The sequence below is a fragment of the Gordonia phosphorivorans genome, assembly GCF_042432625.1.
Classification (GTDB): Bacteria; Actinomycetota; Actinomycetes; order Mycobacteriales; family Mycobacteriaceae; genus Gordonia; species Gordonia phosphorivorans.
In genome coordinates, this window is the sequence record NZ_JBHLWV010000027.1 from 201,350 (window position 1) to 221,301 (window position 19,952).

Consider the following 19,952-nt stretch of genomic DNA (forward strand, 5'->3'; position numbering starts at 1 on the left):
CAGGTGAGTACCCCGCGGGGCGTTGCGACGCGGTGTGTGGAAGGTAGCCTCTCCACCATGACTGGCAAGTTCTCTCGCGGCCTTCTCGGATGCGCCGCCATCGCTGCCGCCGCGGTCACGTTGACCGCGTGCGGGGATTCGTCGACGGCGAATTCACCGCTCGATCAGGACGTCACCACGACGATGATCTCGGGCAGTGCGCCCGAATCGGGGGAGACGTCGGTGCCGCCGTCGGAGGCGGCGGCCTCGAGCAGCGCGGTCGAGGCGGCCTCCAAGGCCACCAGCACGTTGCCTGCCACCAAGCCGGAGACGCCCTCGGGCGGTGGCCAGCCGAACAGCGCCAAGCTGAGCGAGAAGGACAAGAACTACCTGGCCGCGCTCAAGCGGGACGACGTGGCCTTCCTGGGTGACGAGGACGGCAACGCCGCCCTCACCTGGGGTCACTACGTCTGCGATGCGAAGGGCAAGAAGACCGATCCGGCGATGGTCAAGATCTACGTCAGCGCCGGCCTGGGGCCGTCGGTCAAGAGTGAGAACGAGGCGGGGGCCAAGGCGGACAAGCTGATCGCCGCCGCCGAGAAGAATCTCTGCTGAGCTCGTGAAACGCCGCACTCGTCGGGTGGCGTTCGGCCTGGGTTTCCTGGCGCTCGCCGCCCTGATCCTGGTTGTCGTGCTGGTGATCTCCATGCTGTCGCCCACGCCGCCGCCCCCGCCGGGCACGCCCACCGAAACCACCGCCCCCGATCATCGGCCCAAGGCGCAGCCCGCCGACTGTCCGGACGTCCTGGTGGTCTCGATCCCCGGTACCTGGGAATCCAAGGCCAACGACGATCCGTACCGCCCCACGGCCAACCGCAACTCGCTGATGCTCCGGGTGACCAAGGCCCTGCAGGCCAAGTTCCCCCGCAGCCGGGCCGAGGTGTACACCGTGCCGTACGTGGCGCAGTTCCGGAATCCCACGGTGCTGACCGACAAGCAGCGCGACTACAACGATTCGCGCGCCCAGGGCAAGCGTCGGGCGGCCGCGAAGCTTCGCGAGACCCACGAGCAGTGCCCGCTCACCGGTTACGTCCTGATGGGCTTCTCCCAGGGCGCGGTGATCGCCGGCGACATCGCCTCCGACATCGGCAACGGGCGCGGTCCCATCCCCGAGGCCGACCAGGACCTGGTACTCGGCGTGGGCCTGATCGCCGACGGCCGTCGCGAATCGGGCCGGCAGCACGACGTCGGACCCAGCCCCGACGGTGCCGGCGCGGAGATCACGTTGGCGCCGTTCGGTTCCCTGGTGCCCGGCATCGCGATGACGGGCTCCCGCTCCGGCGGCTTCGGCACCCTCGAGGATCGGACCTATTCGATCTGCGCACCGGGAGATCTGATCTGCGATGCGCCGCGCGTGACCAACCCCCTCGCGGCGATCGGCAAGCTCGCCAACGCCGCGCAGAATCCGGTCCACGCCCTGTACGCCACCACCCGGTACTGGGCCCTCGACGGGTCCACCGCCACCCAGTGGATGTACGCCTGGGCGGCGGGGCTGATCAGTGACGCACCGCGCCCGGCGCATTCCTGAGCGACTTCCTTTCGGCGGATGCGCCGCGCCGGTTTCGTTGTGCTCACCTGCTAAGTTAACCTTTTCGTGACATTGCGATGCACAGGAAAAGGAGGATGTCGGTGACGTCAGAGCAGACTCCGAATCCGGCGACCCACACCGCCGAGGGGCTCCGCAAGTTCCGCTTCGGCGCCGGCGGGGAGGGCAACAAGGAAGAGGGCGGCGCCCGCAAGTTCGTCAAGCTGGCCCAGACCGCCGAGGAATACGGGTACGACACCTTCGCCATTCCCGATCACCTGGGCAATCAGGTGGGACCGCTGGCGGCGCTGGGGGCGCTGTCGCAGGCCACCAGCAAGATCCGGCTGGCCACCTCGGTGCTGGCGAACGGTTTCCGGCATCCGGCGATCCTGGCCAAGGAAGCGACCACCATCGACGTCCTGTCCAAGGGGCGCTTGGAACTGGGCATCGGCGCCGGGTGGATGAAGGACGAGTTCGACAAGGCGGGGATCGAGTTCGGCACACCGGCCGAACGCCTCCGCAAGCTCGACGAGGCCCTGACGATCCTGGACCGCTTGCTGCGGGGCGAGACCGTCGACTTCGACGGTGAGTTCTACACCATCCGCGGCCTCGAGGGCAGCCCGCGCCCCCGGCAGGGCCCGCGGCCGCCGATCGCCGTCGGGGGCGGCGGACCGAAGATGCTGGCGCTGGCCGCCAAACACGCCGACATCATCTCGGTGGCGACCGGCTCCACGCCCGAGGGGCTGCTGCGGCTGTCGGACATGACGATGGCCAAGACCAAGGAGCGGGTCGATCGCATCCGGCAGGCGGCGGGGGACCGCTTCGACGAGATCGAACTGAACTGGACCATCGCCACGATCGTGATCACCGACGACCGTGTCGGCACCGCCGAGATGGCGCTCAAGGCACTGGAGCAGGGCTATCCCCCGAATATCGCGCGGGACGTCGACCTCACCGTCGACGACATCCTGCAGTCGCCCTACCTGGCTTTCGGTACCTTCGAGGAGATCGCCGAACAGGTCCGCGAAGTCCGTCGTCAGACCACGATGAGCTACGTCGGGGTCTTCCCCACGCAGCTGGATGCGTTCGCACCTGTCATCCCGCTGCTACGGGAGGAGTAGAATCAGCGTGTTTGTGTGTCCCGGCTCGATGCGATACGTCGAACGGCGGGACGTGGATAGGGTGCCGATACCTTGGGGTGGCGGATCCGGCACCGATGTGAATGAGAAGACGCCGCACGTGCGGTACAGGAGTTTGTTGCAATGCTGAAGACCGAGTTCGAGGAGTTCCTCGACGAATCCGGCAACCTTCGAATCACCGAAGACGCCACCCTGGTGGACTACGTGGAGCGAAATGTCCGCGAGCAGGCCGACACCCTGGCGTACCGGTTCATCGACTACAGCCGGGAACGTGACGGCGAGGCCCAGGATCTGACCTGGGCCCAGTTCGGCAAGCGCCTGCGCGCCGTCGCCGCGCGTCTGCAGCAGGTCACCAAGCCCGGGGACCGCGTCGCGATTCTGGCACCGCAGTCGCTGGAGTACGTGATCGGCTTCTTCGCCGCCCTCTACGCGAGCAACATCGCCGTCCCGCTGTTCAGCCCGGACGAGCCGGGCCACACCGACCGCCTCAAGGGCGTGCTGGCCGACTGCGAGCCCACCGCGATCCTGACCTCCACGAAGTCGGCCGAGGCCGTGCGCGACTTCTTCGCCGATCGGCCCGCCAAGGAGCGCCCGCGCGTGATCGCCGTGGACGCCGTGCCCGATTCCGTGGGTGCGACCTGGGTCGCGCCGATCGCCGGCAAGGACCACAACCGCGACACCGTCGCCTACCTGCAGTACACCTCGGGCTCCACCCGGGTGCCGGCCGGTGTCGAGATCACCTACGAGGCCGTCGCCGCCAACTGCCTGCAGATCTACGACTGCATCGAGATCGACCGCAACTCGCGCGGTGTCACCTGGCTGCCGATGTTTCACGACATGGGTCTGCTGACGGTGATCCTGCCCGCGCTCGGCGGCAAGTACATCACCATCATGAGCCCGGCCGCCTTCGTGCGTCGCCCCGGCCGGTGGATCCGCGAACTCGCGGCCGCCGACGACCGCGCACCCACCTACGCCGCGGCTCCGAACTTCGCCTACGAGCACGCCGCCGTCCGCGGCCTGCCGGGCGAGGGCGAAGAACTGGACCTGTCGAACGTGATCGGCCTGATCAACGGGTCCGAGCCGGTCACCGTGAGCTCGATGCGCAAGTTCAACGAGGCGTTCGAGCCGTACGGTCTCTCGCCCAAGGCCATCAAGCCCTGCTACGGCATGGCCGAGGCCACCCTCTTCGTGTCCGCGACCCAGCGCGACAACGCGGCACTGATCAGCTACGTCGACCGCGAGAAGCTCAACGCCGGTGAGTTCGTGCCGGTGGCCGAGGACTCCGAGAACGCCATCGCGCAGGTCTCCTGCGGTCAGGTCGCGCTCAGCCAGTGGGCCTGCATCGTCGACGGCGACACCGCCGCCGAGCTGCCCGACGGCCGGGTGGGCGAGATCTGGTTGCACGGCCTGAACATCGGCAAGGGCTACTGGAACAAGGACGACGAGACCACCGAGACCTTCCACAACCAGCTCGCTGCGCGCCTGCCCGAGGGCAGTCACGCCGAGGGCACGGCGGCGGATGCCAAGTGGATGCGCACCGGGGACTACGGCGTGATCTACGGCGGCGAGCTGTACATCACCGGCCGCGTCAAGGACCTGGTGATCGTCGACGGTCGCAATCACTACCCGCAGGATCTGGAGGCCAGCGCGCAGGAGGCCAGCGCCAACCTGCGCCCCGGGTTCGTCGCCGCCTTCGCGGTGCCGGCCAACCAGCTGCCCCGCGAGGTCTTCGAGGGCGGCTTCTCCGGCCTGACCTTCGACGCCGACGATGCCTCCGAGCAGCTGGTGATCGTGGCCGAGCGCGGCCCGGGCCGCAAGGCCGATCCGCAGGAGATCGCCGACAACGTGCGCGCGGCCATCGCCGCCCGCCACGGTGTCATGGTGCGTGACCTGCTCCTGGTGCCCGCCGGTTCGATTCCGCGCACGTCGAGCGGCAAGATCGCTCGCCGGGCCACCAAGGCGGCCTACGTCGACGGCACTCTGCGCGGCGGATACCAGCAGACGGCCTTCCCGGACGCCGGCGAATAAATCGTGACCTTCCCGCGGACAGCCCGGTATGTCATCGACATACCGGGCTTGACGCGTACCCACCGACTTTGACGAATCAGTAGGCTGTAGAGCGATGTCTGACACTGAAAACACCGGTACCGACTCCACCGAGTCGGCGACCGAGCACCCGCAGGACGCAGGAACCCCGGAGCATGCAGGAGCCGCCGTCGCCAAGACGGACACTGCGGGCGAGACCGCCGGGGAGTTGACCGTCGAGGAACTGCGGGACTGGCTGCGCAGCTGGGTCTCCACCACCACCGGCCTGCCGGTCGAGCAGATCTCCGACGACCGGCCGATGGAGGAGTTCGGGCTCTCGTCCCGCGATGCGGTGGCCCTGGCCGCCGACGTCGAGGACCGGACCGGCGTGATCCTGACGGCCACCGCCGCCTACAACCATCCGACCATCGCGATGCTCGCCAAGCGCATCATCGAGGGCGACCCGGACGAGGGTCTCGATGTCGACGCGGACCGGTTCTGGGAACGCGAACGCGACGCCGACGACGACATCGCGATCATCGGCCTGGCCACCCGCTTCCCCAAGGCCGGGTTCACCCCGGAGTCCACCTGGGAAGCACTGATCACCGGCGTCGACGGCATCACCGATCTGCCCGAGGACCGCTGGGCCGAGTTCCGCGCCGATCCGCGTCTGGCACAGGTGATCGCCGACGCCAACGTGCACGGCGGCTACCTCGACGACGTGTCCGGCTTCGACGCCGACTTCTTCCAGATGAGCCCGCGCGAGGTCGAGATGGTCGACCCGCAGCAGCGGCTGGTCCTGGAGCTGACGTGGGAGGCGCTGGAGAACGCGCACCTGCCGGCCAGCGACCTCAAGGGTGCGCCGGTCGGTGTCTTCCTGGGCACCTCGACCAACGACTACCAGATGCTGGCCACCATGGGTCTGGGTGAGGGCGCCAGCGAGACCGCCGCCTACGCGCTGACCGGTACCGCGACGTCGATCGTCGCCAACCGCGTCTCCTACTTCTTCGACTTCCGCGGGCCGTCGATCGCGGTGGACACCGCGTGCTCGTCGTCGCTGGTGGCCGTGCACCAGGCGGTGCGCAGCCTGCGCAGCGGGGAGACCGAGGTGGCCCTGGCCGGCGGCGTCAACATGATCGTCACCCCGGCGGTGACCCTCGGCTTCGACAGCATCGGTGCGCAGGCGCCGAACGGCAAGATCAAGGCCTTCTCCTCGGACGCGGACGGCATGATCCGCGCCGAGGGCGGCGGCGTGTTCGTCCTCAAGCGGCTGTCCGCGGCCCGCGCGGACGGCGACCAGGTGCTCGCGGTGATCGCCGGCAGCGCCGTGAACTCCGACGGCCGCTCCAACGGCATCTTCGCGCCCAACCCGGACGCCCAGGTGGACGTGCTGCGCGCTGCGTACGCCGATGCGGCGATCGATCCGCGCACCGTGGACTACATCGAGGCGCACGGCACCGGCACCGTGCTCGGCGACCCGATCGAGGCAGACGCCCTCGGGCGCGTGGTGGGACGCGGTCGCACGCCCGACGCCCCCGCGCTGCTGGGCTCGGCCAAGACCAACTACGGCCACATGGAGTCGGCGGCCGGTGCGGGTGCACTCGCCAAGGTGGTGCTCTCGCTCCAGCACGATCAGATTCCGGCCTCGCTCAACTACGTGGGACCGAACCCGTACATCCAGTTCGAGGCCACCAACCTGAAGGTGACCGCCGAGAACACCGCGTGGCCGCGGTACTCCGGGCACGCGATCGCCGGTCTGTCCGGCTTCGGTTTCGGCGGCACCAACGCCCACGTCGTGGTGCGCGAGGTGACCCCGGACGATCTGCGCCCCGCCGCCGTCGCGGCACCGGCAGCGGTCGTCGAGACGACGGTGCCGGAGGACGACTTCGACGACGAGGAGGACTTCCTCACCGAGGCCGAGCGGGCGGTGCTCGCCGCGCAGGCCAAGAAGGCCGAGCCCGCGGTCGAGACCGCGGCGGAGGTCGATCCGGCGGAAGGCTTCGCTCCGGTCGCCGCCGACGGCTCGGTGGTGCCGCTGGTGATCAGCGGTTTCCTGCCGTCGCGTCGCCGTCGGGCCGCCGCCGAACTGGCCGCGTGGCTGCAGACCGAGGAGGGCGCCGCCACGCCGCTGGTGGAGATCGGCCGCACGCTGGCGCGACGCAATCACGGGCGCACCCGCTCGGTGATCATGGCGCGCAGCCATGCCGACGCGCTCAAGGGCGCCACCGCCGTCGCCGAGGGCAAGTCCGCCCCGTTCGTCTTCACCTCCGATTCGCCCGACGCGACCTCGGCGGTCTGGCTGCTCAGCGGCTTCGGCTCGCAGCACCGGAAGATGGCCAAGCAGCTCTACACCGACAATCCGGTCTTCGCCAAGTACGTCGACCGGGTCGACGAGCACATCCAGAACGAGCTGGGCTACTCGATCGCCGAGATCTTCCTCGACGACGAACAGACCTATGCCATCGAGACCTCGCAGATCGGCATTTACACCATTCAGGTGGCGCTGGCCGACACCATGCGGCACTACGGCGCCGAGCCGGGCGTTCTGGTGCCCCACTCCATGGGCGAGGCCTCGGCGGCCTACATCAGCGGCGGTTTGTCGCTGGCCGACGCCACCCGCGTCATCTGCCAGCGCTCGCGGCTCATGGGCGAGGGCGAGTCGATGCTGGTGGGCGACGACATTCGCCTGATGGCACTGGTCGAGTACAGCGCGGAGGACATCAACGACGTCCTCGTCGACTTCCCCGATCTGGAGATCTGCGTCTACGCCGCACCCACGCACACCGTGATCGGCGGCCCCGAGCCGCAGGTCGACGCGATCGTGGCGCGCGCCGAGGCCGAGGGCAAGCTCGGCCGCAAGCTGGCCACCAAGGGTGCCAGCCACACCTCGCAGATGGACCCGATCCTCGGTGAGCTCGCCTACGAGCTCACCGGCATTGCGGCGTTGCCGCCGACCACCGGCTTCTACAGCTCGGTCGATCGCGAGGTCTTCTACCGTCCCGGCTCCGAGCCGGTGCACACCATCGAGTACTTCACCAAGGGGCTGCGGCACAGCGTCTGGTTCGCCCAGGCGATCGAGAAGGCCGTGGCCAACGGCCACCGCACCTTCATCGAGCTGGCGCCCAACCCTGCGGTCCTGATCTCGGTCGCGGCGGCCGCCTTCGGCGCCGGTATCCACAACGCCGAGCTCATCGAGACGCTGCGGCGCAAGGAAGACGAGAACGTCGGCCTGCTCACCGCGCTGATGAAGCTGTGGGTGCACGGGCATCCGGTGGAGGTGGGCGCGCTGTTCGGTGTCGGCCAGGAGCTGCCGTACGCGAACGTGCCCCGGACCAGTTTCGAGCGCAAGCACTACTGGCTCACCGCCACGGTCAACAGCGGATCCGGCCTGACCGTGATGCCGGGCGCGCACGTCGCGCTGCCCGACGGCCGGCACGCCTTCGAGGTGGCCGCGACCGTCGTGACCGATCCGCGCGAGCTGGTCCTGGCCGCCGCCAAGCAGGTGCTGACCGAGCCGGCCGTCGTCGCCGCCGACGCCTACGGTGAGCTGCCCGCCGAGGGCACGTTGACCACCGTCTACACCCGGCACCCGGGTGGCGGCGCGCTGTCGATCTTCGCCGACGCCGACCACGGTCACGCGCTGCTGTTCGAGGCCTCGGTCACCGGTGGCCGCGTCGCCGGTGCCGTCGCGCCCGTCGCGGCTCCGGCACCGGTCGCCGCGTCGCCCGCGGGTGAGTCGACCGGACCGGTGGTGGTCGAGGACGAGGTCATCGACACCATCGGCGACCGGTGGACACCGGAATCCGGCCAGACCGTCGAGCAGCGGCTCGCCGTGATCGTCGGCGAGTCGATGGGCTACGACCCGGACGACTTGCCGCGCGAGGTGCCGCTGATCGAGCTGGGGCTGGACTCGCTGATGGCGGTCCGGATCAAGAACCGCGTGGAATACGAGTTCGAGATCCCACAGCTGCAGTTGCAGGCGATGCGGCAGGCCAACCTCGCCGACGTCACCAAGTTCGTCACCTTCGCGGTGGAGAACCGGGATCAGGTGGATCTGCTGGCCACCGGTGCCGGCGACGGCCAGGAACTCGACACCGCCGCGCTGAGCGCGCTGATCGACGAGGCCAACGCTCGCAAGGCCGCGGCCACGGCTGTCGAGCCCGTCGCGGAACAGGCTCCGCCGGAGGAGGCCGACCAGGAGGAGGCCCCCGTCGCGGAGGCTTCCGCTCCGGAAGCACCCGCCGCACCTGCGGCGGCAGCGCCGGCCGCGCCCACCCCGACGGCAGAGACGGCCGACCTGACCGATCAGGCGCAGGTGGCCGCGGCCGCCGGTGCCGACGTCCCGCCGCGGGATGCGGCCGAACGCCTTACCTTCGGTGCCTACGCCGTGGTGACCGGCAAGTCGGCGGGCGGCGTGTTCAACAAGCTGCCGGTGCTCGACGAAGAGGCCGCGCAGAAGCTGACCGACCGGTTGAACGACCGCACCGGCGGCGACATCGACGTGGAAGACATCCTCGATGCGGAAACCATCGAGGACATGAGCGAGTACGTGCGCCGCCACATGGAGGCCGCCGCCGACGTGGACGGCTTCGTCCGCTACCTGCGAGTGCCGACCAGCCCCGGCGGCGAACGTCAGCATCGCTTCGACACCACCGCGGGCGACCCGATGCCGATGCTGGTCTTCCACCCGGCGGGCGGCAACACGTCCGCCTACGAGGCGCTGCTCAAGCGCCTGCCCGAGGATCAGCCGGTGATCGGTTTCGACCGCGTCGAAGGCTCCATCGAAGAGCGGGTGCACCAGTACCTGCCCAAGCTCCGCGAGATTGCGCCGCACGGCCCGTACGTGCTGGTCGGCTGGTCGCTGGGCGGCGTGCTCGCCTACGGCGCCGCGCAGGTGCTGCGGGAGGCCGGCGAGGAGATCGCCTTCGTGGGCCTGATCGACGTCGTCCGTCCCCGCGAGGATGTGATCGAGACACCGGAGACCAAGCGCGCCCGCCTGGAGCGCTGGAAGGACTTCGCAGTCAAGACCTACGACCTGGACGAGGACGTGCCGCTTCCGATGGATCGTCTCGTCGAGGCCGACGACGACGAGCAGTTCGCGATCATCATGGAGATGATGGCGATGTCGGGCACCAAGATCCCCGGCGGCATCATCGAGCACCAGCGGACGTCGTTCCTCGACAACCGCGCGCTCACCAACATCGCCCCGACCCCGTACGCGGGCAAGGTGGTGCTCTACCGCGCCGACAAGATGCACGACGGCGCCATCGAACTCGAACCGCAGTGGGCCGAGATCGACGAGGACGGTCGCTGGGGCGAGGTGGTGGAGGATCTGGAGATCGTGCACATCGGCGGCGACCACCTGTCGATCGTCGACGAGCCCTACGTGGCGAAGGTCGGCGCCGATCTGACCAGTCGGATCGCGCAAGTGAATCAGAAGGAGTCCTGACCGTGACGACCGAACACACCACCGCGGGTAAGCTCGCCGAGCTGCGCGAGAAGCTGGCGCTGGCGCAGGAACCGGGCGGAGCGAAGGCCATCGCCAAGCGTGAGGCCAAGGGCATCGGCTCCCCGCGGGAGCGGCTGGAGATGCTGTTCGATCCGGGAACGTTCGTGGAGGTCGGCGGGCTGGCCAAGATGGCCGGTGCCGCGGACAGCGGCTACGGCGACGGGGTGGTGACCGGGCACGGCCTGGTCCACGGTCGTCCGGTGGCCGCGTTCAGCCACGACCAGAGCGTGCTCGGCGGCACCGTCGGCGAGATGTTCGGCCGCAAGGTGGCCAACCTGATGGAGTGGGCGGGCAAGCTCGGCTGCCCGATGGTCGGCATCAACGACTCGGCCGGCGCCCGCATCCAGGACGCGGTCACCTCGCTGGCTTGGTATGCCGAGATGGGCCGCCGCAACGACCTGCTCTCGGGTCTGTCGCCGCAGGTGTCGGTGATCCTCGGCAAATGCGCAGGCGGTGCGGTGTACACGCCGGCCAACACCGACGTGCTCGTCGGCGTCGAGGACAAGAGCTACATGTTCGTCACCGGCCCGGACATCCTCCGGGCGGTCAACGGCGAAGAGGTCTCGGCCGAGGACCTCGGCAGTGCTCACAACCAGGCGCGCTGGGGCAACATCCACCACGTGGCCCCGGACGAGAAGGCCGCCTTCGAGTGGGTGCGCGAGTACCTGCAGTACATGCCGATGACCTGCCACGAGCAGCCGCCGGTGATCAACCCCGGCCTGGAGCCGGAGATCACCGAGTCCGATCTCGGGCTCAACGCCTTCATGCCCGACAACGACAATGCCGGCTACGACATGCACGACTTGATCGTGCGCTTGTTCGACGACGGCGCTTTCCATGAGGTCGCCGAGCTCTTCGCGCCGAACATCATCACCGGCTTCGCGCGCGTGGACGGCCGCAGCGTGGGCGTCGTCGCCAATCAGCCCGCGGTGATGGCGGGGACCTTGGACACCGACGCGTCCGAGAAGGCCACCCGCTTCGTGCGGATCTGCAACGCCTACAACATCCCGCTGATCTTCCTGGTGGACACGCCGGGGATCCTGCCCGGCGTGGTGGAAGAGGCCAAGGGCACCATCCGGCGCTCGGGCAAGTTCCTCTACGCCTACGTGGAGGCCGACGTCCCCAAGATCACCGTGGTGCTGCGCAAGGCCTACGGCGGTGCGTACGCGGTGATGGGCTGCAAGCAGCTCGGCGCCGACATCAACTTCGCGTGGCCGTCGGCCAAGATCGCGGTGATGGGCGCCGAGTCGGCCGCGGTGATCCTGACCCGGCACCAAACCGAGGGGTTGTCCGCGGCCGACGCCGACAAGGTGCGGCAGGACTTCATCACGTTCTACAACGCGATGATGGCTACCCCGTACCTGGCGGCCGAGCGCGGCTACATCGACGCGGTGATCGAGCCGGCCGAGACGCGGCTGCAACTGCGCAAGGCCTTGGCTCAGCTGCAGGACAAGAAGGTGCTGCGCGTGCCGCGCAAGCACTACCTGATGCCGATCTGACCGCTACCGACGTGATGGCCCGGGACAACTAGCGCATTCCGGGGTCGGATCGACGCCGTCCGGCTGGAAAGTGTTGAAAATCAGGGGGTCCGCGGGCAATATGTCCGCGGACCCCCCGCTTTTCAGCACTCTTCAACGCGCTGGGTGTCGAGTCCACGGGGTCGAGTCCACGGTGGCGTCCGGCCCTACTTGCGTGAGTGCGATCCGATCACCGGAGGCCGCCCGCCGATGAGCCGCCTGCTACCGACGTGATGGCCGGGTACATCTAGCTGACGGCCGTCCCGAACAGCGTGCCGATGCCGTAGGTCACGCCCATGGCCAACGCGCCGCCGATCATCACCCGCATGGTGGGCCGCAGCGGCTTCGCGCCGCCGAGCAGCGCGCCGACGGTGCCGGTGAGCGCTAGCGCGACGAGCACCACGACGAACACCGTCGGCACGCGCCAGGTGGCCGGCGGCAGCAGCACCGCGAGCAGCGGAAGCAGGGCGCCCGAGGTGAACGCGATGGCCGACGAGAAGGCGGCCATCCAGGGATTCACCAGGTCCTCCGGGTCGAGCTTGAGCTCGGCGTCGGCGTGCGCGGCGAGCGCATCGTGCTCGGTGAGTTCGCGTGCCACCTGGTGGGCGGTGGCCGAGCTCAGGCCCTTGGCCTCGTAGAGGCCGGCCAGCTCGTCGAGTTCGGCCTCGGGGTCCTCGCGCAGCTCGCGACGTTCCTTGGCCAGCAGGGCGGCCTCGGTGTCGCGTTGAGTGCTCACCGAGACGTATTCGCCCAGGGCCATCGACACCGCGCCCGCCGCCAGCGCCGCGATGCCCGCGGTGAAGATGGGGCCGCGGTCGACGGTGGCCGCGGCCACGCCCACCACGATGCCTGCCGTGGACACGATGCCGTCGTTGGCTCCGAGAACACCCGCCCGCAGCCAGTTGAGGCGGTTGGCCAGGCCCGCGCCGTGCGGCTCGGCCTCGTGGGCGTGCGGGTTCTCGGCCGGTGCCGTCATTCGTCGACGGAGAGGACGCTCAGCGGCTCCCAGCCGTCACCGTCCACCTTGCGGGCGATGAGCTCGGGGGTGCGGGCCAGGAACGGCTTGATCAGCGCGCCGCCCTCGCGGAAGTGTTCGCTGGTGGCGTGCGCCATGAAGCCCTCGTCGGTGTAGCCCTCGAGCACCACGTACTCGGTGGGGTCGTCGATGCTGCGCGACCACAGGTACCAGAGATTGCCCGGTTCGTTACGCGTGGCCTCGGTGAGGGCGGTCAGCGCGCTGGGGAACTCGTCGGCGAGCTCGGGCTTGACGTAGAAGCGGACGTTGACGATCTGCACGGGCGGCATCCTTCGTTGGGGGAGACAGTGCCCCGAAGGCTACCCAGTCCCCACCGCCCCGGCGCACCGGATCCCCCGTTTACCCACCACCGGTGTCGGTTCCCCCCACCGGTTTCGGGTGCCGACGTCGATCTGGAACGACGGGGCGACCCGAAACCGGGGGCGTCACCGGAAACGACGGGGGTCAGTAGCCGGCCGAGCGCATCGGGGCCGGGCTCCAGAAGCCGTTCACCGTGCGGTAGCCGAGCTCCAACTCGGCGGGCGTTGCGTCGGGCACCAGCGGGGTGAACCGCTCCAGCCCGCCCCAGTCGCGACCCCAGTTGTTGCGCAGGTAGGTCGGGACCAGCGTGTGCGACAGCAGCGCGTCGGTGATGCCGAGCGGACCGCCGGACTTGCCCGCCATCCAGGTCTGGCTGTTCTTCTGGGTGGCGTCGGCGTCGGGCATGATCCGCCAGTCGGGCAGCTCCAGCACGCCGTTGCGGACCGCGACGGGACGCTGGCACGGGAACACCAGGCCGGGCAGCCAGTCGATGAGCACCGGATCGGTGCGGCCGACGACGTCGTTGAGGGTCCGCAGCTCCGGGACGCGCGGCGGCGTGAACGCCAACCACTCGCTCAGGGCAGGGGCATCGTCGACCACGTTCAGCCGGACCAGGGTCGCGCCGGGCGCGGCCTCGGCCAGCGGGAAGCGCAGGCTGCGCCACTCGGTCTTGGTCTCCATGGCGTCGATCGGGAGCTGCGGCGCCCCCACCGGGATCACCCGCCCGTCTGCGCCGACGCGGCCGTACTGGGCCACCAGCTTGCGGCCCTGCGTCAGGGCGCCGAGGCCGTTGATCGACTCGATGGAGCCGGCCGCGGCGACGGTCAGCAGCGGCGACGAGTCCGGAGCCTGGCCGGCGGCGAACGGCAGCTGGTACCAGTCGGTGGTCACCGCGGCCGGTCCCTGCGTGCGGTAGCTGCCGAGCACCGGGGTGGTGGCCGGGTTCAGGCCGTACGGCAGGCGGACGGTGCTGCTCTGCGGCGCCGGCGTTGCGGAGCCGCCGGTGCCGTCGCCGTTGCCCTCGCTGCCGTTCTCCTCGCTGTCCTCGCCGCTGGCGTCGTCGGTGGTCGGCAGGGAGGTCTGCGGTCCGCTGTCGTCGGATTCGCCGCTGGACTTGCGCTCCAGGGGGTCGATGCCGGTGTTCGACGGCACCCCGTCGGGGGTGAAGCCGACGTTCTCGCCGGCCAGAGCCGCCTTCGGGGTCGGTGCCGGACGTCCGTCGAGCGCCGCGGGCTTCAGGATCGACGCGGTGGGATCGCTCTCCACCAGGACGTCATTGGCCAGGGCGCACTCGTCGCCGGTCAGGGCCCGCACATTCGACTTGGCCCACGACCAGCTGTCCCGCTGCTCCCAGGCGCCCTTGGCGAACGAACCGAGCATGAACAGGATCACCAGACCGGAGATCACCGGCAGCGGGGACACCTTGAAGCGGTTGAGGCCGGTGCGCTGGTAACCGGTGCGCTTGGCCTCGTCGACGTAGTCGTTGCGGAAGTAGTACCAGAGGCCCATCAGCGCGCACAGGATCGACAGGGCCAGGACCACCCAGCCGAGTTTGATCCCGGCCACCTCGATCGGGCGGTCCCACCACGGGATGCCGTAGCTGCCGACGTACCACCACATGTTGGTGCCGGTGGCCGCGACCGCCGTCACCAACAGCACCGCGGATGCGAAGAACGCGCGGTTGCTCCGCGAACGCAGCAGCGCGGGCGACATCATGGCGGCCGTCGCGGCCACCAGACCCGCACCGATACCGGCGTAGATGCCCAGGTGGTGGGTCCACTTGGTGGGCGTGAACGAGATGAAGAACATGGTGCCGAGCATGATCGCGACCAGGCGCCAGATCGGTGCGCGGGCCACGCCGTTCAACGGGCTCTTGGACAGCAGGCGGAAGATCACCACCACCAGGGCCAGGAACATGATCAGAATGCCGAAGCGACGCGAGAACGTGCCGTCGCCGGTCTGCAGGATCAGGTAGTAGTAGCGGACCGGTTCCTGCCACCATTCGAGGGTGGGACCCACCTCGGAGGAGGTGGTGCTGCTCTCGATCAGCGGCATAAGCGGCTGCCAGTAGAAGATCACGTACAGCACCGAGGTGCCGGCGGCGAGCACCGAGGCGATCAGCGGCAGCAGACCGTCCCGCTCACGGCGGGAGACGATACCGCGCACCACCGGCCGCAGACCGGCGAGCAGAGCGGCCACCGCCATCAGACCGCCGGGCGCCACCGCGAGGGTGAAGGCGCCGATGATCGCGGCCACCGCGTACGGCAGCAGACGGCGGGTGGCGATGGCTCGTTCGACGGCGCACCAGGTCAGCAGGGCGCCGATGGCTTCCAGCGGTTCGAAGCGGATCCCGTTGTTGTACGGCAGCCAGATCGCCAGGAACACCAGGGCGCTGGACCAGATCGCCGCCTGGTTGGTGCGCACCGCGCGCCCGAGGCGGGGGATCACCTCGCGGCTCAGGAGCCACCAGCCGAGCAGACCGAGCAGGAAGGCGGGCAGGCGCAGCCAGGGCGCGCTCACGCTGATCTGCGTCATCCACGACAGCACCTGGTAGGGCCAGCCGAACGGATCCTGCGGCACGCCGAAGTAGCGGAAGTAGTTGTCGGCGTAGCCGGCTTCCTCGGTGATGCGAGCGACGGTGATGTTGTAGCCGTCGTCGGAGGTGTTGCCGCCGATCAGCCACCAGAGCGCGAGCACCACGATGACCACGGCGTCGGGGCCGCGGATGGTGAACCAGCCGCGAGGCAGGAACCGCTTGTGGCGGCGACCGTCGCGGGCGTCGAGGACGCCGAGGGCCAGCAGCGCCAGCAGCGTCATCACGATGCCGACGATGATGGCGGCCAGCTTCAGCGGGGTGGGGGAGTTGACGTAGCGGGTGTCGATGTCCGCGTGCAGGGACAGCCCGTCGCGCGAGGCGTCGGCGGGCAGGTCGGAGAAGACGCCGACGATCTGCGGACGCATGTCGGTGTCGTCGGTGCGGAAGCTGGTGCCGTCGCCGTCCAGGCCCGCGACCTGCGCCGTCACGCCGTCGGCGCCGCCGGTCAGCTCGAAGGCGCAGTTGGGGTTCGCCTGCGCGGCCTTGCGGTCGACGCTCAGCAGCAAGACGTCGCGGACGGTCATGACGATCCGATCCGTGTCGGCCTTGACGAACAGGCCGCGCGCGGACGCCTGCTTGCCGGACGCGGGGATCGTGGACATCAGCACGCCGCCGGACGCGGGCAGGTTCCGGGCCAGCGCACACGGCACCGTCAGGCTCATGTCGGCGGGCACGAAGGCGACCAGCGGCGCGGTCACGTTGCCGATGGTGTCGGCCTGCGGCCACTGCAGCGCGGCGCTGCGCTGCTGCACCGGGAGCAGCGGGGTGGCGATCGCCATCGCGAGGCCGATGAGGCCGGCGATCGCGGCCACCAGTTTCGCCACGCGGTAATCGTTGCGCTGCAGGAACGCCCACCGTCCGGCGGGCTGCGGGGTCGACGCGGTGTCGACGGTGTTTTCAGCGGTCATTTCGAAGGCTCCAGGCGGATCGAGCCGGCGCGGGCCAGGCCGGACTGCGACACCTGTTCCGTCGTGACGACGGCGGTGGCGGCGTCCGGGGCGAGCGGGGCCAGCTTCTCGAGCGTGCCCCAATCCTGGTGCCAGTCATGGTTCAGATAGGTGGGCACCACCGTGGGCTTGGTGGTGGCCTCGGTGATCGACAGCAAACCGCCGCCGCTCGTCGACATCCAGGTCTTGGACTGCATGTTCATGGTCACGTAGTCGGGCAGGATGCGCCACTGCGGCACCTGCGCCACGCCGTGCTGGAAGGTCATCGGCTGCTGGCACGGGAAGAACGCGCCCACCGAGAAGTCGATCAGCGTGGGCGCCTGCGAGCCGACCAGCTCCTGCAGGGTCTGCAGCTTGGGCGCACGCGGCGGCGTGATCCCGATGAACTGCATGGCGCCGAGGTTGGTGTCGTTGAGCACCAGGCGCATCACGGTGGCCCCGGCGGGCGCCGAGGACATCGGGACGCGCAGGTTCCGCCACGGACGGTTGGCGATCTTCGGCCCCGGGTCGATCGGCAGCACATTCGGGCCGACGCGCTCGAACTCGCCGTTCGCACCGGTCTTGCCGAACTGGACCACCAGCGACTGGCCGGGGATGTGGGTGCCGTTGGCGTCGATCGAGCCGATCGCGCCGGCGGTGGAGAAGACCAGCAGCGGGGAGGCGTCGCGGGCCGGCAGCTGGTACCAGCCGGTCTGCAGGTGGGCGTTGCCCTGGTAGCCGAAGCTGCCCAGGACCGGCGTGATCGCCGGATCCAGGCCGAACGGCAGGGCCACGGTCGAGCCGTTGACCGTGCGCGGGCCGGTGCCGCCGGTGGTGCCGGCGCCCAGGGTGCCGATCGTGGAGAACGGGCGGGACGTGGATCCGGAGACGTGCATCTGGCCGGGCCGCGACACGATGGCCTCGGGCGAGAGGTCGGTGGCCACGCCGTCGGGCGTGAACCCGACGTTCTCGGTGCCGGCCAGCGTGGCCGAGGCCGAGCGGCCGTCGGCCGGGGTCAGGAAGTTGGCGTTCGGATCGGGCTCGGCCAGGACCTGATCGGCCATGCCGCACGAATCGCCGCCGAGGGAGGCGAGGTTGTGGCTGAGTCCGGTCATCGCCTCGCCGCGGGTCACGACGGCCTTGCCGAACATGGCGAGGGTGACGAGCACGGTGACGGCGGCGATGATCGTGATGGGCGAGGAGGCCACCGCCATGCGGCGGACGTCGGCCGCGCTGTCGGGCTGCCCTTCCGTGTGGTGGGCCATGCCGCGGTTCTTCACGTAGTCCAGGCGCAGGGTCTGCCACAGGGCGACGGCCACCGCGGCCACCGCGAGGATCAGGATCAGGGAGGACAGCGGGCGGCCGGCGATCGACGGTGCCTGGTCGAACCACGCGATGTTGTAGCGCGCCACGTACGGCCAGGCGTTGTAGCCCGCGGCGACGGCGGCCAGCCCGAACAGCAGCCCGGCGATGAACACCGTGAGATTGCGGCTCGAGCGCGCCGCGGCCTGGGCCACCGCGAGGGTGCCGGTGGCGGCGAGGGCCGCCGCGAGCCCGGCGAAGACGCCGAACTGGATGGACCACTTGACCGGGACGAAGAAGAACAGCAGCAGGGTCACGGCGAAGGCGCCGACCAGGCGCCAGGCCGGCCGTGGCTGCACGCCGTCGATGGTGCCGCGGCGCAGCAGCAGCGCGGCGGTGACGATGGCCCCGGCGAACAGCAGCAGCACCGGGATGCGGCGTGCGATGGAGCCGTCGGGTGTGGTCACGGTGAGGAAGTAGTAGCGCAGGAACTCCTGGCTCCACGGGATGATCGGACCGGTCTGGTAGCGGATCTTCATCGCTTCGATGACGGTCATCAGCGTCTGATCGCGGAAGACCACCACCAGCACCACCAGCGCGGTGGCCCCGATCGGCGCGAGGAGCGCCGACAACGGGTCCTCCCGGCGGCGGGCGGCGAGGATCCTCAGCAGCGAACGGGCCGAGACCAGCAGGATCGCGACGCCGATGACGCCCTGCGGCGCCAGGGCGAGGGTGAACGCGGCGCCGACGGCGGCCAGCGCGGCGGGCAGCAGCTGCTTGGTGGAGATGGCCTTCTCCGCCGCCCACCAGGTGAGCAGCGAACCGAGCACGATGATGCCTTCGGTGCGCAGGCCGGCGCAGAACGGCAGCCAGAACGCGACGAAGACCGAGGCCGCGGCCCAGCCGGTCCACCCGGTGGCCTTCACGGCGGTGCCCAGGTTGGGCAGGATCACGCGGCTCAGCAGGTACCAGGACACCAGCCCGGCCACCAGGGCGGGCAGATGCATCCACAGCAGCGACGGGGACACCTTGGACCACTGGGCGAGGAAGCCGTAGTACCAGTCGAAGGGGGCCTCGGCGATGCCGAAGTAGCGGTAGTAGTTCGAGAGATATCCGGCGGCGTCGGCGGTGCGGCCCATGTTGAGGATGTAGCCGTCGTCGGGTGCGCCCGCGCCCAGGAACAACCAGATCACCAGCACGGCGGTGACCGCGGCGTCGGTGAGCCGGGGCTTGAGCGACCGGAGCCAGGCGAGTGCGCCGCCGCGGCGGTTGGGCGGCGCGCGGTAGCCGCGGAGGCGGTCCAGGCAGTACAGCGCGAACAGCGCCAACACGGTGGCCACCACGGCGAGGGCCATCACGAGGGTCTTGAGCAGCGACGCCGACGACTCGTAGCGGTTGTCCACGGTGATCGTCGAGCGCATGCCCGCGGCCGCCAGGGTCTGCACCTGGTCGGTGGACAGGTCGGTGAACAGGCCGTCGATCTGCGGGCGGGTGTCGGGCGCGAGCACCTTGGCCGGCCCGAGGCCGACGAACTGGGCGCCCGGGCCCGCCGGGGAGGAGAAGATGTGCAGGTTCTTGCAGTCGCCGGAGGCGAGCTGTTCGAGGGTGGCGCTGCCGGCGTTGTTGGCGCGGAACAGCACGGTGACCCGTTCGCCGTTGCTGTTGACGATGAGCGAGTTGTTGGTCTGGCGCTGGGCGCCCGGCGGCATCGTGGTCAGGACGGTGCCCGGGGTGCGGGCGGCCTCGGCCAGCGGCGCGCACGGGATGCGGATGTCCAGGGCCTGCGAGGTCTGCGCGATGAGCGGCGCGACGATCGACGGGTCGTCGGCGGCCAAGTCCTGACCCTGCGGCCAGGTGATGGTGGCCTGCGTCGTCGACACCGGCAGGAACGGCACGGCCAGGGCCGCCAGAATCGCTACGACACCCGCGACGGTGGCGAGCAGTCGTGCGTGCGGAGCCGACAGCGGCGCCGATCGCGGTGGGCGCTCGGTCTCTTCGATGTCTGTCGTCGGCTCAGGCACGACTTCTGAGGTTAGTC

General features: G+C 69.7%; 10 protein-coding genes. 6 read left to right on the forward strand and 4 right to left on the reverse strand.

What is annotated here, in order from left to right; translation table 11 throughout:
- Positions 1-57: 57 nt before the first annotated feature.
- The 6 genes from ACFFJD_RS15275 (at position 58) to ACFFJD_RS15300 (ending at position 11,736) form a co-directional block, all read left to right on the forward strand.
- Positions 58-594 carry a hypothetical protein gene (locus tag ACFFJD_RS15275; protein ID WP_382365675.1) on the forward strand — a complete coding sequence of 179 codons (537 nt, stop codon included), beginning with the start codon at positions 58-60 and terminating at the stop codon, positions 592-594.
- 4 nt (positions 595-598) lie between these two features.
- Complete coding sequence (locus ACFFJD_RS15280) at positions 599-1,567, forward strand: cutinase family protein (protein WP_382365677.1); 969 nt, start codon at positions 599-601, stop codon at positions 1,565-1,567.
- 101 nt (positions 1,568-1,668) lie between these two features.
- The gene (locus ACFFJD_RS15285) at positions 1,669-2,685 is read left to right on the forward strand and encodes an LLM class F420-dependent oxidoreductase (RefSeq protein ID WP_382365679.1); all 1,017 of its coding nucleotides are present in this window, start codon (positions 1,669-1,671) and stop codon (positions 2,683-2,685) included.
- Between the two features lie 141 nt (positions 2,686-2,826).
- Positions 2,827-4,731, forward strand: a complete 1,905-nt coding sequence (gene fadD32 / locus ACFFJD_RS15290) for a long-chain-fatty-acid--AMP ligase FadD32 (RefSeq protein WP_382365681.1) — start codon at positions 2,827-2,829, stop codon at positions 4,729-4,731.
- A 94-nt stretch (positions 4,732-4,825) separates the two neighbouring features.
- Entirely contained in the window at positions 4,826-10,177 is a 5,352-nt protein-coding gene (gene pks13, locus ACFFJD_RS15295; RefSeq protein ID WP_382365683.1) for a polyketide synthase Pks13, read from the forward strand.
- Between the two features lie 2 nt (positions 10,178-10,179).
- The gene (locus ACFFJD_RS15300) at positions 10,180-11,736 is read left to right on the forward strand and encodes an acyl-CoA carboxylase subunit beta (RefSeq protein ID WP_382365685.1); all 1,557 of its coding nucleotides are present in this window, start codon (positions 10,180-10,182) and stop codon (positions 11,734-11,736) included.
- Positions 11,737-12,001: 265 nt separating this feature from the next.
- Here ACFFJD_RS15300 and ACFFJD_RS15305 read toward each other — a convergent pair whose 3' ends face one another.
- From ACFFJD_RS15305 to ACFFJD_RS15320, 4 genes are all read right to left on the reverse strand, one after another.
- A complete protein-coding gene (locus tag ACFFJD_RS15305) occupies positions 12,002-12,730 on the reverse strand; it encodes a VIT1/CCC1 transporter family protein (protein WP_382365687.1) in 729 nt (242 codons plus the stop codon).
- Positions 12,727-13,050 carry a putative quinol monooxygenase gene (locus ACFFJD_RS15310; protein WP_382365689.1) on the reverse strand — a complete coding sequence of 108 codons (324 nt, stop codon included), beginning with the start codon at positions 13,048-13,050 and terminating at the stop codon, positions 12,727-12,729. The genes ACFFJD_RS15305 and ACFFJD_RS15310 overlap by 4 nt, the downstream gene beginning before the upstream one ends.
- Before the next feature lie 184 nt (positions 13,051-13,234).
- The gene (locus tag ACFFJD_RS15315; protein ID WP_382365691.1) at positions 13,235-16,594 is read right to left on the reverse strand and encodes an arabinosyltransferase domain-containing protein; all 3,360 of its coding nucleotides are present in this window, start codon (positions 16,592-16,594) and stop codon (positions 13,235-13,237) included.
- A complete protein-coding gene (locus tag ACFFJD_RS15320; RefSeq protein WP_382365693.1) occupies positions 16,591-19,935 on the reverse strand; it encodes an arabinosyltransferase domain-containing protein in 3,345 nt (1,114 codons plus the stop codon). Before ACFFJD_RS15320 ends, ACFFJD_RS15315 begins: the two co-directional genes overlap by 4 nt.
- Between the last annotated feature and the right edge of the window lie 17 nt (positions 19,936-19,952).

Excerpts from the sequence above, each read along its gene's own strand:
- ACFFJD_RS15275 (WP_382365675.1), top strand. The coding sequence starts at position 58 with ATGACTGGCAAGTTCTCTCGCGGCCTTCTCGGATGCGCCGCCATCGCT.
- fadD32 (WP_382365681.1), top strand. The coding sequence starts at position 2,827 with ATGCTGAAGACCGAGTTCGAGGAGTTCCTCGACGAATCCGGCAACCTT.
- pks13 (WP_382365683.1), top strand. The coding sequence starts at position 4,826 with ATGTCTGACACTGAAAACACCGGTACCGACTCCACCGAGTCGGCGACC.
- ACFFJD_RS15305 (WP_382365687.1), bottom strand. The coding sequence starts at position 12,730 with ATGACGGCACCGGCCGAGAACCCGCACGCCCACGAGGCCGAGCCGCAC.
- ACFFJD_RS15315 (WP_382365691.1), bottom strand. The coding sequence starts at position 16,594 with ATGACCGCTGAAAACACCGTCGACACCGCGTCGACCCCGCAGCCCGCC.